We start from the raw sequence: 15,063 nt of genomic DNA on the forward strand, positions 1-15,063 counted from the left end.
CAGCGAGGATTGTTCCATTAATCATCAAAAAGTTCGGCACTAACAAAAATTAACAAGTAATAAATGAAACCCACCCTATTAATATTGGCAGCCGGTATGGCAAGCCGTTATGGAAGTATGAAACAGATTGATGGTTTTGGCCCAAATGGCGAAACGATTATCGATTATTCAATATATGATGCAATTAATGCCGGCTTTGGCAAAGTTGTATTTATCATTAAAGAAGAGTTCGTAGATAACTTTAAAGCTATTTTTGAGCCTAAACTTGCAGGCATGATAGAAACAGATTATGTTTTCCAAAATTTCGATTTAAAACAGTTCGGAATAGAAGAAGAAATTTATAGAGAAAAACCTTGGGGTACTGCACATGCAATCCTATCGGGCAGAAAGGTAGTCAAAGAACCATTCTGCGTAATTAACGCCGATGATTATTATGGCTTCGATGCCTTTAAAAAAATGGTTGATTTCTTAACCACGGAAGTGACAGATAGCAATTATTCAATCATCGGTTACGAAATCGGCAAAACCCTATCTGAGTTTGGCGCTGTTTCCCGCGGTGTTTGTAAGGTAGATGCAGTTGGTAACCTGGAAGAAATTGTAGAACGCACAAAAGTTTATCCTAAAGACGGTAGTATCTTTTACGAAGAAAATGGAGAAGAATTTCCATTAGCCTTTGAAACGCCTGTATCGATGAATTTCTGGGGTTTTACACCAGCTGTATTCAAAATTACTGAAGATCTTTTTAGAGAATTTGCCCAGGCGAATAAAGATAAACCTAAAGCAGAATTTTTTATTCCATTAATCGGCGAAAACCTGGTAAAAAGCAATACAGCAACCTTTAAAGTTGTACCAACCTCAAACAAATGGTTCGGTGTAACTTACAAAGAAGACAAACCTTATGTTCAGGATAGTATTGACCAATTGGTTAAAAACGGAACATATCCGGAAAAACTATGGAATTAAATTTAGATTCCGAAGTTTTAGAAGCCTACGGATACGCTAAAGAAAATACAAAAATTACGCAGATAGGTACGGGTTTAATCAACCGTACTTATTTGCTTTCTCCCTCAACGGGAGAGAAGAAATACATTCTTCAAAATATCAATACTTCGGTATTTAAATCGCCACAGGCCATTGCCGACAACCTTAAGATCATTGCCAATTATCTTAGCTTTACTTCTCCAGATTATCTTTTTGTAAAACCAGTTTCTACCATGAGGGGTGAAGAAATGGCGCACATCCATCATGAATATTGGCGAATGCTTCCTTTTGTGCCAAATACGATCTCCTTAGATGTGCTGTCCGATCCCAAGCAAGCTTATGAAGCGGCAAAGCAGTTTGGAAAACTCAGCAGGCTGTTGGATAAGTTTGATGCCAAAACCCTCCAGCCAACTATACCAGGTTTCCATGATTTAGGTTTAAGGTATGAGCAGTTTATGCTTGCATTGAATCAGGCTAATGAAACATTAAAACAGGATGCCAAAGCACAGCTTTCAGATGCTTTAACCCATAAGTATATCTTAGATTATTATAATTCATACGCCCATAGAAAGGATTTTCCAGACCGTGTGATGCACCACGACACTAAAATCAGCAATGTGTTGTTGGATAGCGAAACAAATGAAGGGGTTTGCGTAATTGACCTGGATACCATTATGCCCGGCAAGTTTATCTCCGATCTGGGTGATATGATGCGTACTTATCTTTGTGCTTTCTCAGAAAATGAAGCCGATCTGGATAAGATAAAAATACGTTTACCTTACTTCGAAGCAATGATAAAAGGTTACTTATCGGAAATGAAAAGCATTTTAACGGAAACGGAAAAAGAACTTATTTTATTTTCGGGCAAATACATCATTTACATGCAGGCCCTGCGCTTTTTAACCGACTTTTTAAGTGGAAATAATTATTATCCTACAAGCTACCCTACACAAAACTTAGATCGTGCCAAAAATCAGTTTAAGCTGCTTTATGAATTATCGGTAAACGAAAAAGAATTGCAGGATATCATTGAAGAGAATTTGGTTTAAAAGCTTTCGACAATCTAAAGCAATAGCTATTCAATCTTGCCCAAAGGCATTCCCCCTTTCCTGATTAAACCCGACAGCAGCGAAAATACTTTTTTATTAGCAGTCACCCTGAATATCCTGTCATGCTGAGGCACGAAGCAACTGTAAGCTATGAAAGAGATGCTTCGTAACTCAACGTGACAGAAGTTTAAAAAGATTGTAGCGAATGGCGGGACTGCAGTTCCCGAAAAGTACTGGAAACATTCATTTCCAAAATATTTAGAACCATATAAGACATATAAGCCCTTTTTGAACCGTGTGAGGTTTAGCCCACAAAAAAAAGCGCTCCGATTTTAAACCGGAACGCTTTCTATATTTAAATCTTCGGACTTTACGGACCTCAGACTTTCCGACTTTAAGCCTATTTCTTATCGTCTTCTTTTACTTCTTCAAAATCAACGTCGGTAACGTTATCGCCACCACCTTGAGGTTGACCATCAGCTTGTGGTTGTTCACCACCTTGAGGCTGACCGCCATCTTTGTACATTTCTTCTGATGCTACGTTCCATGCATTTTGCAATTCAGCTTGTGCTGCATCGATATCTGCAAAGTTACGTGATAAGTGCGCTGCTTTTAATTTCTCTAAACCAGCTTCGATTGGCGCTTTTTTATCTGCAGATAATTTATCACCAAACTCTTTTAATTGTTTCTCAGTCGAGAAGATCAATGCATCAGCTCCGTTGATTTTATCAGCTTCTTCTTTTTGCTTAGCATCATCTGCTGCATTAGCTTCAGCTTCTTCTTTCATTTTTTTGATCTCAGCATCAGTTAAACCTGAAGATGCTTCGATACGGATTTTTTGCTCTTTACCAGTCGCTTTATCTTTAGCACTTACGTGTAAAATACCGTTGGCATCGATATCGAAAGATACTTCTACCTGAGGCACACCACGAGGTGCTGGTGGAATACCATCTAAAATAAAACGGCCAATTGTACGGTTTTGGCCAGCCATTGGGCGCTCACCTTGTAAAATATGGATCTCTACTGAAGGCTGGTTATCAGCTGCAGTTGAGAAAGTTTCCGATTTTTTAGTTGGGATAGTTGTGTTAGACTCAATTAATTTAGTCATTACACCACCCATAGTTTCGATACCTAATGATAAAGGAGTAACGTCTAATAACAATACATCTTTCACATCACCAGTTAACACACCACCTTGAATAGCAGCACCAATCGCTACAACCTCATCAGGGTTAACACCTTTACTTGGCTCTTTACCGAAGAAAGCTTTAACTGCTTCCTGGATTGCAGGGATACGGGTTGAACCACCTACCAAAATAATTTCGTCGATATCGCTTGTGCTTAAACCAGCATTTTTCAAAGCAGATTTACAAGGATCGATAGTACGTTTAATCAAACTATCAGCCAATTGCTCAAATTTAGCACGGGATAATGTACGTACCAAGTGTTTAGGGCCGCTGGCGTCAGCAGTAATGTATGGTAAGTTAATTTCAGTCGAAGTGGTGCTTGATAACTCAATTTTAGCTTTCTCAGCAGCTTCTTTTAAACGTTGTAAAGCCATTGGATCTTTTGCAAGGTCCATGCTGTTTTCTGATTTAAATTCTTCAGTTAACCAATCGATAATAATGTGGTCAAAGTCATCACCACCTAAGTGCGTATCACCATCAGTAGATTTTACTTCGAAAACGCCATCACCTAATTCCAATACAGAAACGTCATGTGTACCACCACCACAGTCAAACACAACAATTTTCATGTCTTTGTGTGCTTTATCTAAACCATAAGCTAAAGCAGCTGCAGTAGGCTCGTTAATGATACGTTTTACAGTTAAACCTGCAATTTCACCAGCTTCTTTAGTAGCCTGACGTTGTGCATCATTAAAATAAGCTGGTACAGTAATAACCGCTTCTGTAACTTCCTGACCTAAGAAATCTTCAGCAGTTTTTTTCATTTTCTGCAAAATCATTGCAGAAATCTCTTGTGGAGTATATTTTCTGTCGTCGATTTCTACACGTGGTGTATTGTTATCACCTTTTACTACTTTATAAGGTACACGGCCAGCTTCTTTCGCACTTTCGTCGTAGCTGCTACCCATAAAGCGCTTAATCGAATATATCGTTTTTGTTGGGTTGGTTATAGCCTGACGTTTAGCAGGCTCGCCAACTTTACGCTCACCGTTTTCTGCAAAAGCAACAATAGACGGTGTAGTACGTTTACCCTCACTGTTTGCGATAACTACAGGCTCATTGCCCTCCATTACGCTCACGCAAGAATTTGTTGTTCCTAAGTCTATTCCAATAATTTTTCCCATTGTATTTTTAATTTCTCTTTTTAAAGTATTATAATTTCTACTGCTATTAAACAATGCTTGTGCCAATTGGTTTTTGGCAGAAAATATAGGTAAAAGACTGTTAAAATGTAAAAAAAGAGGCTACAGTTTACTGACAGCATGACAGAAATAAGCTGAAAGACTAAAGCTTAAGTCTAAAGCCATGTGGAGATTCTTTAAAATGATTTGAAAATGAAAGTCAGCAGTTCTTCGGCAGCACCTGCCCCGCTAACCGCTTTACTTCGTTTCACTCGTGTTCGCTATTATCGGGTTTATTGAACAGCGTTTTTTGCGCTTCGGTGATAAAAACACAAGCAGAAATAATGAGTAGTCATCTAAATGCCTCAAAGTTTTATATCTTTAAATTACAATCAATCGTTTCAATCACCTAAATCAGTGTAATCACAAAAAAATGCAAATAGCAGCACAAATCGTAATAGGCTTAGTCGCCTTGATCCACATTTACATCCTTTGGTTGGAAATGTTCGCCTGGACCACCAAAGCACCAAAAGTTTTTAAAACCATCCCGAAAGATTTATTCGTGCCAACAAAAACTTTGGCTGCCAATCAGGGCTTGTATAATGGGTTTTTAGCAGCGGGTTTAATCTGGTCGTTATGTATCAGCGATCATCAATGGAAAATTTACGTGGCCATATTCTTTTTAACCTGCGTAATTATTGCCGGAATTTACGGTGCTGCAACAGCCAGTAAAAAAATCCTTTATGTGCAATCCATCCCGGCATTAATCGCATTAATTTTATTGCATCTGTAGGTTCCATTCTATTGATCCTATTGGTTGGTGTCACACCGACCAAAACAGTGAATTATTCGATATTTCATTAATTGTATATGCAAAAGCTACACGCTCTCCTCATCGTATTTACACTGTTCGGTTCTAAACCTGCTCCGAATAAAATAAGTATAGATAGAATTAGCGAAGCCTCAGTCTTCTGCAAGAAAAACAACATGGACACTTCCATCGCCATCATGGTCGATATGAGTATCCACTCAGGTAAAAACAGAATTTTTGTTTACGATTTTAAAAGGAAAGAAATCACTACCGAGGGTCTTTGCGCCCATGGTGTTGGTGGCGGCAGTACACCAACCAAACCTATTTTTAGCAACAAAGAAGGCAGTTATTGCACCTCTTTAGGCAAATACAAAGTTAAAGGACGTTCTTATAGCAACTGGGGAATCAATATTCACTATAAAATGTATGGATTAGAGAAAACGAACAGCAATGCTTTCAAACGTATTGTGGTCTTACATTCTTATACCCCAGTCCCTAATCAGGAAATTTATCCTCAAACCCTTTTCGGACAGAGTGCTGGTTGCCCTGTTTTATCAGATGCTACGATGAGAAAAATTGATGCGCTGCTCAAAAACAAGAAAAAACCGGTACTGCTTTGGATTTATGCTAAGTCATCAGCTTAACAAGGCGATCGTCACCCTGAACCTATTTCAGGGTCTTATCGTGAAGGATGCTGAAACAAATCCGTAACTATCGGATCAAAATGACTATGGCTCTTATAGCTTAAACCAGAATAATAATTTAAGCACAGCTTTGCGTTTCTTTGCGAAAAACTTAGCGTTCTTTGCGGTTAAATTACAATTCCAACAACCGTTCCAAATGATGGTAACCAATCCCAAAATATTCCTTGCTTGCTTTAATTTTCTGTAAAATCTCCGCTTTTCGCTCAGCGCTATGTACCTTGCCCTTTACCCCCACTACAAGCACATTTTTTGGTGTGTGTGCATCAGAAATAAATTCAAAAACCTTTGTTTTATATCCGAAATACTCTAAAATCAAAGCCCTGATCCCATCCGTAACCATTTCGGCCTGACGTTCTAAAAAGATTCCGTATTTAGTTAAAAAAGAAACATCGTTTTTCACTTTGCTTTTCTCTATTTCCCTGCGGATCTGTTTATGGCAGCATGGTGCAACCACAATCAGTTCAGCATCCGCTTTAATCCCTTTATAAATGGCATCATCGGTTGCTGTATCGCAGGCATGTAATGCAATTAAAAGATTTACATGCTCAGCCTGATAATCTTCAATGGTTCCCTGTACAAAATTCAATTTATCAAAAGCAGATTTAACAGCAACCTGATTACACAAGTCAACCATATCCTGGCGGTACTCTACTCCTGTTACCTCGCTTTCCAATTTTAAAACCGAATACAGGTAATCGTACAGTGCAAAAGTTAGATAACCTTTACCCGAGCCCATATCAACCACCTTTTTAATGGTTCCTTCTGGCAGTTCCTTTATTAAAGAACTTAAAATTTCAATGTAATGGTTAATCTGCCTGAATTTATCCTGCGCATTTTTAAAAACCTTCCCGTCTGTATCGGTAATCTTTAATTCAGTTAAATATGATTTCGAATCAGGTTTTATCAACCTGCTTTTTTCCTTGTCATGATAGACTGACGGCGCTGCTTCACTTGATGCTTTACCTTTCCTCCATACAATTTTTCCATTGTTCAGTTCTTCCAATATCAGGTCATTTTCTGTGGTAAACAGCGTAGCTATTTTAAATCCATTCTCCAGATAACCCGCAATTAAATCGATTGCCTCATCAATGCCATAGTTTTTTACCACGTCGCGTGTTTTATAACGATAGGTAAAAGCCAGTTTATCTTCACGTTTGATCACCACCTTACGGATCAGCAATTGTTTTAAGGCTTCCTCTGCTCCTTTGTAGTTCCCCAAAGAAATTTTTACAAATGTTGCTGCATTCAGGCTTTCTTTTAAAGCTGTGATAAATTGTTCTGTATATTCCGACACTGGCATTGATAAATTTAAAACACAAAGATAATCAAGTTTATCTGGAGCTGCACATGCTTATAATAATGTAACAATAGAGCGACCATATAAAATGACGGAAGAGGCAAAATGTAATATATACTGCCATTTTCAACCAGAAAAATCTTTGTCATTCATTTAAATAAATGAACGACATAATACGATTTAGCATACAAAAGGGAACTCCTATCTATATTGATTCCAAAGTAGCGCAAGGCTTTTTTTTCAGCAAATTAAATTCTAGATTAGGGATATTTAAATAGCTAATCACATACATGAGTGACTTTCAGATAAAAAAATCGCCTACTGTTTATGATGCCATTGTTGTTGGCTCAGGAGCTGGTGGCGGGATGGCAGCCTATGTTCTGGCGCATGCTGGTCAAAAGGTTTTATTGCTCGAGGCTGGTCAAAATTTCGATCCACGTTTAGATTCACATCAATTAAAATGGCCATGGGAGTCGCCACGCCGTGGTGCAGGTACCGTTCGTCCATTTGGTGATTTTGATGCTTCTTACGGGGGATGGGAGTTAGAAGGCGAGCCTTATACCCAGAAAAACAAAAGTGAATTCGAATGGTTCCGTTCGCGCATGCTCGGTGGCCGTACCAATCACTGGGGAAGGATTTCTTTGCGGATGGGTCCTGACGATTTTAAACCTAAAGATGGTTTAACCGATGCCTGGCCGATAACCTATGCCGATGTAAAACCATTTTACGATAAAGTTGACCGCATGATCGGTATCTATGGAACAGCTGAAGGTTTAGAAAATGAACCTGATGGCATCTTTATGAAACCACCAAAACCAAGGTTAAACGAGCTTTTCATCAAAAAAGGAGCAGAAAAAGCAGGAGTAAAAGTAATTACCGGTCGCGGCTCTGTATTAACAGAAGCTTTACCGAATAATAATGATCGTGCACCTTGTTTTTACTGTGGCCAATGCGGCAGAAGCTGTAAAGTTTACGGCGATTTTTCATCCTCATCATGTTTGGTAAACCCTGCGGTAAAAACAGGAAACCTGACTGTGATTACGGATGCGATGGTACGCGAAGTGATTACAGATAAGGATGGTACGGCTAAAGGTGTTTCTTATGTAAACCGTAAAGATTTACAAGAATACCAGGTAAATGGCAAACTGGTCATTTTAGGTGCCAGTGCCTGCGAATCAGCACGCATTTTATTGAATTCAAAATCAACTTCACATCCAAATGGTCTGGCAAACAGCAGTGGCGTAGTTGGCAAATACCTGCACGATTCTACAGGTGCAAGTGTTTCGGGATTCCTGCCTCAATTGATGGACAGGAAACGTTATAATGAAGATGGTGTAGGCAGTGTGCACATTTATTCGCCATGGTGGTTAGACAACAGAAAGTTGAATTTCCCTCGTGGTTACCATATCGAATATTGGGGCGGAATGGGCATGCCTGCTTACGGTTTTGGTGGTGGTGTGGCTCAAATGAACGGAATGGTGCCTGGCAGAGATGGTAAAATGAAAGAAGCCGGAGGTTATGGAAAATCATTAAAGGATGATTACCGCCGCTTTTATGGAACCGGTGTTGGCATGGCTGGCCGTGGTACCGCAATTGCCAGAGAAAGTAACTATTGCGAAATCGATCCTAACACAGTAGATAAATATGGTATCCCTGTTTTAAGATTTAACTATAAATGGGACAAAGATGAAATTCTACAGGCTAAACACATGCAGGAAACCTTTCTTTCAATTATGAAGGAAATGGGTGCCGTGGTTACTTCTGAAATTCAAGGCGCAGATACCAATTATGGTTTACTCAACCCTGGAAAAATCATCCACGAAGTGGGTACCATCCGCATGGGTGATGATCCTAAAAAATCGGCGTTAAATAAATACTGCCAGGCACACGATTGCAAAAATCTATTTGTGGTAGATGCCGGGCCATTTGTGCAACAGGGTGACAAAAATGCCACCTGGACGATTTTAGCACTTTCGATGCGTACTGCAGAATATATTTTAGCTCAAAAGAAAAAACAGAACATTTAAGAATTACCATATGAACAGACGTGATTCACTAAAAGCATTAGGTTTAACAGCCATAAGCACAAGCGTGCTGCTTGATGCCTGTAAGCAGCCCGAAACAAAAACCGAAGTTGCCGCACCAGAAGAAAGCGCAAAAGAAGCAGGAAGGGAGCAATGGGAATTAGACCGTGATAAAAAACTAAAATCAGAAACCTACTTTACTAAACATGAAATGGCTACGATTACAGTTTTGGCCGATATCATTATCCCTAAAGATGATGTTTCGGGCAGTGCATCTGATGCCAAAGTGCCAGAGTTTATCGAATTTATAGTTAAAGACATTCCTGAACATAAAGTACCGATGCGAGGCGGCCTGAAATGGCTCGATTTGTATAGCTTTAATAAATTCCAGAAACCCTTTGTTGAAGCTTCGGCAGATCAGCAGATCTCGATTGTAGATGAAATTGCCTACCCTAAAAAAGCCCGACCAGAAATGCAGGCAGGGGTAACCTTTTTCAATAGAATGAGAAATTTAACGGCATCAGGTTTTTACACAACTGAAATGGGCGTAAAAGACATTGGTTATGTAGGTAATGCGCCAAACCAATGGGCAGGTGTTCCTGCTGATGTACTGAAAAAGTATGGAATGGAAAATGTGAAGGTATAATTGTATACGAAAAATCGTCATTGCGAGAAGGCTTTTTCAGCCGACGAAGCAATCTTAAAGCGTTAGCTAGTAGCGATTGTTGTAAGATTGCTTCGTCGTTCCTCCTCGCAATGACGACCAATGCAAAATGATGTGGTTTGTGAAGACTTGAACCATGGTCCATGGAAGATATAATCTTAAAGAAGTCAAGTTTTAAAAACTTGACTTCTTTATTTATTGCAATAAAGACCCTAAAACAAGTTCAGGGAGACGCCAATAAAATATTACTCTACAATCAAAATCAAACCTTTTCCTTTTTCAATAGGAACCGATTTTCCATCAGGATAACTTCCCGAAGTTTGGAACTTATCAATTAGAGGGGCTGCTATTTTTACTTTACCGGCATCCAAACCCAGCTTGGCCCAATCTATAGTTAAATTAATCTTTACATCGCTCTCTGCCCAACTCGCCAAAGCAATCATTGTTTTACCATTTTGTTTATAAACTGTTGCCAATACTTTAGGATTATCGGTTTTAACCGGACAGTTTTCACTCCAGTAACCGATCATTTGAGATCCTTTTATGCCAAAATTATCCCAGGCTTTCCAAAGTGGTTTTGGATCACTTTTGTCAGACCAGCCCAAACGGCTTGTCATGCCATAAATCATACCACGCCAAGGATTTCCATCATCCTGCAACATCTCACCCATTAAACCGAACGGAATACCGCTTACTTCGGTTAAAAAGAAATCAGGATTGTTTTTCTGGTAATCAAAATATTCGCCAAACCATAAACGGTTCAGGTAAGGGAAATGCTCCAGATATAAAATGGCACTATTGTTAAAACCATCACTTTTATTGTATTGATTTGCTGAATGCAGATCGATAATGCCCGGATGGTTATTCTGTGTCAGTATACGTTTAATCCGCTTCATGGTTACACGATCGAAGGCCACATCGTCTAAGTACACCCCATCAATCCCAACATTATTTACCAGCCAGTTCATGCCCTCTACATAGTAATTATGCCAACGGTTCATTCCACTGTTAATTACAGCAGCATCTTTAATTTCAGGCACAAACCAGGCAGCAATATAGTTCGAATCTAAATGCTCCTGTAACCAGCTAAAACCACCGCCCTTGCCAGGCGAATATACTTCAGTGCCCAGACTTCTTAAAGCAGGCCATTCATAAGCATGATTGGATAATTCCCTAACAGTGTTGTAAATCTTCACCTTTAAGCCTTTTGAATGTGCGTTATCAATATAACCTTTCATCTTTTTCCATTCGATAAATGGATAGTTGATCCAGGGATTAATTGGTGTAGCATGGTGAATATTCACTACTGTTGCTCCTGTCAATTTAATAGAATCTAAATCGCCATATTTATGATAAAAGCGGTTATCCCATTGAAAATCGGTGTTAAGTAAATGGAAAGGAGTAATCAGTAAATTGAAATTATAATAAAGCACGCCCCCCTTTTTCATGCTTCTGGCACCTGTAAAGTTATCGGCTAACATCGAACTGCCTTTAACATTAATCTGGATTCCTCCTTTATCGCCATTTCCCCACGATTCAGGCAATAATAAAGGCTTCTGAAGGTAGAAATTGGTATTCAACGGACGAACATAGTTCTCATCTCTTAAATTGTAATATAGGCCTGCATTTACATTGCCAATCCAAACGGCATCCTGGTTTTTATTGGCTACATCCCATTTCCATTTTACGGTATCTGGCCTAACACCACCTTTCTCTCCCAAACCCATTAAATATTTAGTAGAACCTTTATCAAAAGGGATATGAAAATCAACATTACTGAATTCTACATCTTTTAAAGCCGTAACCTTAACTACATAATGTACATAACCATCAAATTCTAAAGCACCTTCCAAATCCATTTTCAGGTTTTCAGAAGTATTAGTCGCCGACCATTTTACTGTTCCAGCTTCTTTGCTTATAATTTGGAAATTGCCTGGTACAAATTTCTCCTGCGTTTTTGGTGTATTAAAAAAGTGAAAGTGAATCGGTTCTGCCAGGATATTATTTGGTTTTTCGCTATAAGCGGTCATTTCAGCATTAAAGAAAGTCTGGATCTGCTTAGGAAAACCATCTGCATTGATTTCGAATTTCCTTCCCAAAAGAGAAATTACATTACCTTCAACAGTTAATGGCGTATAAGGAGCCACTACGGTATTGGCCTGTGCCAAAGTAGAATTTAACCATGTTAAACGGGTCTGTTTATTTGGCGTTCCTACACCAGCATCAGGTAAAACTGTATTATCAACTTTAATTTTAACATCAATTACTTTAAACTTCCCATTGGCTTTAACCGTAAATTTACCGGCATAAACACCTGCATCCGTATTTTTAGGGATATTAATTGTGATCCACATTGGTTGTATCTTACCAGACATTACATTTACCATTTCAACCAAGGCTTTGTTATCATAACTGGTACCATTGGTATTTAAACAGTTGATGTATTTCGAAGAGATTACTTTTCCGGTGGAGTTTTTTAGATCCCCAAAGCTTACTGTTAGGTTATTTAGATCCTTCAAAGCAAATACACCCAGTTGTAAAGCATAATTTTCGCCTTTACTTGCTGAACCTGTAAAAGTATTTGCAGCACCCTTTTGTACCCAACGATAAGGTAAATCGTTCTGCATTTTAATTGGAAACATTCTGTCTTCGGGAAAAACGACAAAAGCTTCCGAAGCATACTTGGCTTTTATAGCCGATGTTTCTTTGGCTGTAGCAATTACTTCCATTGGATAAAAAGAGTTGAAAGCATCAATAGATTGGATCTCTATCACAGCGGTATTTACTTTAACCCGTTTTGCCCTATTTAACCAGCCCTGATCAATTTGTTTAGGTTTTATGTAAACACCTTTGGGATAATTGCTTCTTCCCTCATTTTTATAAGCGAGGTAATACACATAATATTTTCCAGGGCGGGTAGCTTCGAAATAGACATCAGCACTTTCTCTGGTTAACTTATCCACACCCACAACTGAAACAGTTTTCCCCTTGACATCTTGCACGATAATTCCTTTTAATTCCGGATGTTCATCCCTCCGGCGCCAATCGATTTTAGCATGAGCAATTTTACCTGTACCCGCAAATTGAACAATAACTCTATGGTTACCTAACGAATCAGGGTTCCAGGCATTGTTGCCATTAGTGTATTTTAGTGTTTGCGCGTAAAGAGATAGTTGTCCGAAAAGAGAGAGTAATAGAAAAAGCCTGAATTTCATTTCAAATTTGTTTTAGCTAATTTATGTATAGCATACTGAAATAAAGCTATGTAATGAAAAAATGAGACAAACTTTTGCTTTGTTAGTTCATTAGTCATTGGTCTATGGTTCATTAGTTTAAGGCATTGTCATTCTTAGCGCAGCGAAGAATCCCTTTTCTAGTACAACAGAAACCTGGTATGTCTACAGATTTCAACTAATCCTGGTTTTTTTTCACCTTATTCAGGTCATCATTTCATGGCTTAAAGATTCTTCACTGCGTTCAGAATGACAGAAAACAAAAAAAGTCCTGCTCTTTCGAACAGGACTTTCGTATACATAAGGTGAATAAAATTATTCTCCTTTTGGTTCTTCAGTAGCAGGAGCTTCTTCAGCAGGAGCAACTTCTTCGGCAACTTCAGCTTTCGCTTCAGCAGCTTTAGGTGCAGCAGTAGCTTTACTTCTACCACGACGAGTTGTTTTCTTCTCTTCTTTAACTTCTACATCTTTACCGTAAACTGTATTGTAATCTACCAATTCAATTAAAGCCATTTCAGCGTTATCACCCTGACGATTGTTTAATTTAATGATACGAGTATAACCACCTGGACGGTTTGCAACTTTCTCAGCAATTTCGCGGAACAAAATAGTGATTACTTCTTTATCCTGTAAGTAAGAGAAAACTGTACGACGTGAGTGAGTAGTGTCATTTTTCGATTTAGTGATTAATGGCTCAACATAAGTACGTAAAGCTTTAGCTTTAGCTAAAGTTGTAGTAATTCTTTTTGCTTTAATAAGTGATGTAGCCATGTTAGCTAACATCGCTTTTCTGTGGCTGTCGGTTCTACCTAAGTGGTTTACTTTTTTACCGTGTCTCATTGTTTTTTGATTAAGTGTATACCGTCTCTGTCTCAGAGGGAATTATACACTGTGAACTAATAGTTAATTCTAAAGTCCCCTTAACGGGATTTAGGGGTTATTCTTCGTCTAATTTAAATTTAGACAGGTTCATACCAAATGATAAACCTTTTGATTTTACTAATTCCTGGATCTCTGTTAAAGATTTCTTACCGAAGTTTCTGAATTTTAACATATCAGCAACATCGTAAGAAACTAAATCAGCTAAAGTACGGATATCAGCAGCTTTTAAGCAGTTTAATGCTCTAACTGAAAGATCCATATCAACCAATTCAGTTTTAAGGATTTTACGCATGTGTAAAATTTCCTCATCCACTTCTTTAGTTTCTTCTTTAGCCTGAGATTCTAATACTAAATTCTCATCAGAGAATAACATAAAGTGTTGGATAAGGATCTTAGCCGCTTCTTTTAATGCTTCTTCCGGATGAATTGAACCGTCAGTAGAGATATCTAAAACCAATTTTTCATAATCCGTTTTTTGCTCAACACGAAAGTTTTCGATCGTGTATTTTACATTTTTCATTGGAGTATAAATCGAATCGATTGCGATTACACCTACAACAGCATCAGCAACTTTATTTTCTTCAGCAGGTACATAACCACGTCCTTTATTGATGGTTAATTCCACTTCCAAAGTAACAGATTTATCCATGTTGCAAATTACATGCTCAGGGTTTAAAACTGTAAAGTTGTTAGAGAACTTAGTGATATCACCAGCTTTGAACTGATCTTGACCATTAACGATGATGAAAACTTTTTCAGAATCACCTGAATCACCTGTTTTCTTAAAACGAACTTGTTTCAAGTTTAAGATAATATCAGTTAAATCTTCTACAACACCTTTCATGGTAGAAAATTCGTGAGAAACGCCTGAAAAACGAATAGTAGTAATAGCATAACCTTCTAATGAAGAAAGTAAAATTCTTCTTAAGGCATTACCAATTGTTACACCGAAACCGGGCTCTAAAGGACGAAATTCAAATGTGCCATCGAAATCAGTTGATTTCTGCATGATCACTTTGTCTGGTTTCTGAAATGCTAAAATTGCCATTTATAATTTTTTAAATTCGTTATTGAATATATAGTAACATGAAAAAAGTTAATTACCCTTTT

11 protein-coding genes are annotated in these 15,063 nt (G+C 38.2%); 6 read left to right on the forward strand and 5 right to left on the reverse strand.

Annotation, left to right across the window (positions count from 1 at the left end):
- Positions 1 to 63: 63 nt before the first annotated feature.
- Together ACUN24_RS00320 and ACUN24_RS00325 are read left to right on the forward strand one after the other, a co-directional pair.
- Complete coding sequence (locus tag ACUN24_RS00320) at positions 64 to 963, forward strand: nucleotidyltransferase family protein (protein ID WP_445560765.1); 900 nt, start codon at positions 64 to 66, stop codon at positions 961 to 963.
- Positions 954 to 2,030, forward strand: a complete 1,077-nt coding sequence (locus tag ACUN24_RS00325) for a phosphotransferase enzyme family protein (RefSeq protein WP_445560766.1) — start codon at positions 954 to 956, stop codon at positions 2,028 to 2,030. Before ACUN24_RS00320 ends, ACUN24_RS00325 begins: the two co-directional genes overlap by 10 nt.
- Before the next feature lie 400 nt (positions 2,031 to 2,430).
- Here ACUN24_RS00325 and dnaK read toward each other — a convergent pair whose 3' ends face one another.
- Entirely contained in the window at positions 2,431 to 4,341 is a 1,911-nt protein-coding gene (gene dnaK, locus ACUN24_RS00330; RefSeq protein WP_445560767.1) for a molecular chaperone DnaK, read from the reverse strand.
- A gap of 430 nt (positions 4,342 to 4,771) precedes the next feature.
- Between dnaK and ACUN24_RS00335 the strand changes: the two genes are divergently transcribed.
- Both ACUN24_RS00335 and ACUN24_RS00340 read left to right on the forward strand, forming a co-directional pair.
- Entirely contained in the window at positions 4,772 to 5,131 is a 360-nt protein-coding gene (locus ACUN24_RS00335; RefSeq protein ID WP_219075858.1) for a DUF1304 domain-containing protein, read from the forward strand.
- Positions 5,132 to 5,208: 77 nt separating this feature from the next.
- The gene (locus ACUN24_RS00340) at positions 5,209 to 5,793 is read left to right on the forward strand and encodes a murein L,D-transpeptidase catalytic domain-containing protein (RefSeq protein ID WP_445560768.1); all 585 of its coding nucleotides are present in this window, start codon (positions 5,209 to 5,211) and stop codon (positions 5,791 to 5,793) included.
- Between the two features lie 172 nt (positions 5,794 to 5,965).
- On the opposite strand, the gene ACUN24_RS00345 is transcribed toward ACUN24_RS00340, so the two are convergent.
- Positions 5,966 to 7,153 (reverse strand): class I SAM-dependent methyltransferase, encoded by a 1,188-nt coding sequence (locus tag ACUN24_RS00345; RefSeq protein ID WP_445560769.1) that lies wholly within the window; start codon positions 7,151 to 7,153, stop codon positions 5,966 to 5,968.
- Positions 7,154 to 7,440: 287 nt separating this feature from the next.
- On the opposite strand from ACUN24_RS00345, the gene ACUN24_RS00350 reads away from it, so the two are divergent.
- Both ACUN24_RS00350 and ACUN24_RS00355 read left to right on the forward strand, forming a co-directional pair.
- Complete coding sequence (locus ACUN24_RS00350) at positions 7,441 to 9,177, forward strand: GMC family oxidoreductase (RefSeq protein ID WP_315420064.1); 1,737 nt, start codon at positions 7,441 to 7,443, stop codon at positions 9,175 to 9,177.
- A gap of 10 nt (positions 9,178 to 9,187) precedes the next feature.
- Positions 9,188 to 9,820, forward strand: coding sequence for a gluconate 2-dehydrogenase subunit 3 family protein (locus ACUN24_RS00355; protein ID WP_445560770.1), 633 nt, complete (start codon positions 9,188 to 9,190; stop codon positions 9,818 to 9,820).
- Positions 9,821 to 10,083: 263 nt separating this feature from the next.
- On the opposite strand, the gene ACUN24_RS00360 is transcribed toward ACUN24_RS00355, so the two are convergent.
- From ACUN24_RS00360 to ACUN24_RS00370, 3 genes are all read right to left on the reverse strand, one after another.
- Positions 10,084 to 13,053, reverse strand: a complete 2,970-nt coding sequence (locus tag ACUN24_RS00360; RefSeq protein ID WP_445560771.1) for a glycoside hydrolase domain-containing protein — start codon at positions 13,051 to 13,053, stop codon at positions 10,084 to 10,086.
- Positions 13,054 to 13,386: 333 nt separating this feature from the next.
- Positions 13,387 to 13,911: a 50S ribosomal protein L17 gene (gene rplQ, locus ACUN24_RS00365; RefSeq protein WP_121283858.1), complete on the reverse strand. Its 525-nt coding sequence runs from the start codon at positions 13,909 to 13,911 to the stop codon at positions 13,387 to 13,389.
- Between the two features lie 97 nt (positions 13,912 to 14,008).
- Positions 14,009 to 15,001 carry a DNA-directed RNA polymerase subunit alpha gene (locus ACUN24_RS00370; RefSeq protein WP_025145205.1) on the reverse strand — a complete coding sequence of 331 codons (993 nt, stop codon included), beginning with the start codon at positions 14,999 to 15,001 and terminating at the stop codon, positions 14,009 to 14,011.
- Positions 15,002 to 15,063 lie beyond the last annotated feature (62 nt).

This window comes from Pedobacter sp. WC2501 (assembly GCF_052682415.1).

Bases quoted from the DNA above. Each gene is read 5' to 3' on its own strand.
- ACUN24_RS00320 (WP_445560765.1), top strand. From the start codon at position 64: ATGAAACCCACCCTATTAATATTGGCAGCCGGTATGGCAAGCCGTTAT.
- ACUN24_RS00325 (WP_445560766.1), top strand. From the start codon at position 954: ATGGAATTAAATTTAGATTCCGAAGTTTTAGAAGCCTACGGATACGCT.
- dnaK (WP_445560767.1), bottom strand. From the start codon at position 4,341: ATGGGAAAAATTATTGGAATAGACTTAGGAACAACAAATTCTTGCGTG.
- ACUN24_RS00335 (WP_219075858.1), top strand. From the start codon at position 4,772: ATGCAAATAGCAGCACAAATCGTAATAGGCTTAGTCGCCTTGATCCAC.
- ACUN24_RS00340 (WP_445560768.1), top strand. From the start codon at position 5,209: ATGCAAAAGCTACACGCTCTCCTCATCGTATTTACACTGTTCGGTTCT.
- ACUN24_RS00345 (WP_445560769.1), bottom strand. From the start codon at position 7,153: ATGCCAGTGTCGGAATATACAGAACAATTTATCACAGCTTTAAAAGAA.
- ACUN24_RS00350 (WP_315420064.1), top strand. From the start codon at position 7,441: ATGAGTGACTTTCAGATAAAAAAATCGCCTACTGTTTATGATGCCATT.
- ACUN24_RS00355 (WP_445560770.1), top strand. From the start codon at position 9,188: ATGAACAGACGTGATTCACTAAAAGCATTAGGTTTAACAGCCATAAGC.
- ACUN24_RS00360 (WP_445560771.1), bottom strand. From the start codon at position 13,053: ATGAAATTCAGGCTTTTTCTATTACTCTCTCTTTTCGGACAACTATCT.
- rplQ (WP_121283858.1), bottom strand. From the start codon at position 13,911: ATGAGACACGGTAAAAAAGTAAACCACTTAGGTAGAACCGACAGCCAC.
- ACUN24_RS00370 (WP_025145205.1), bottom strand. From the start codon at position 15,001: ATGGCAATTTTAGCATTTCAGAAACCAGACAAAGTGATCATGCAGAAA.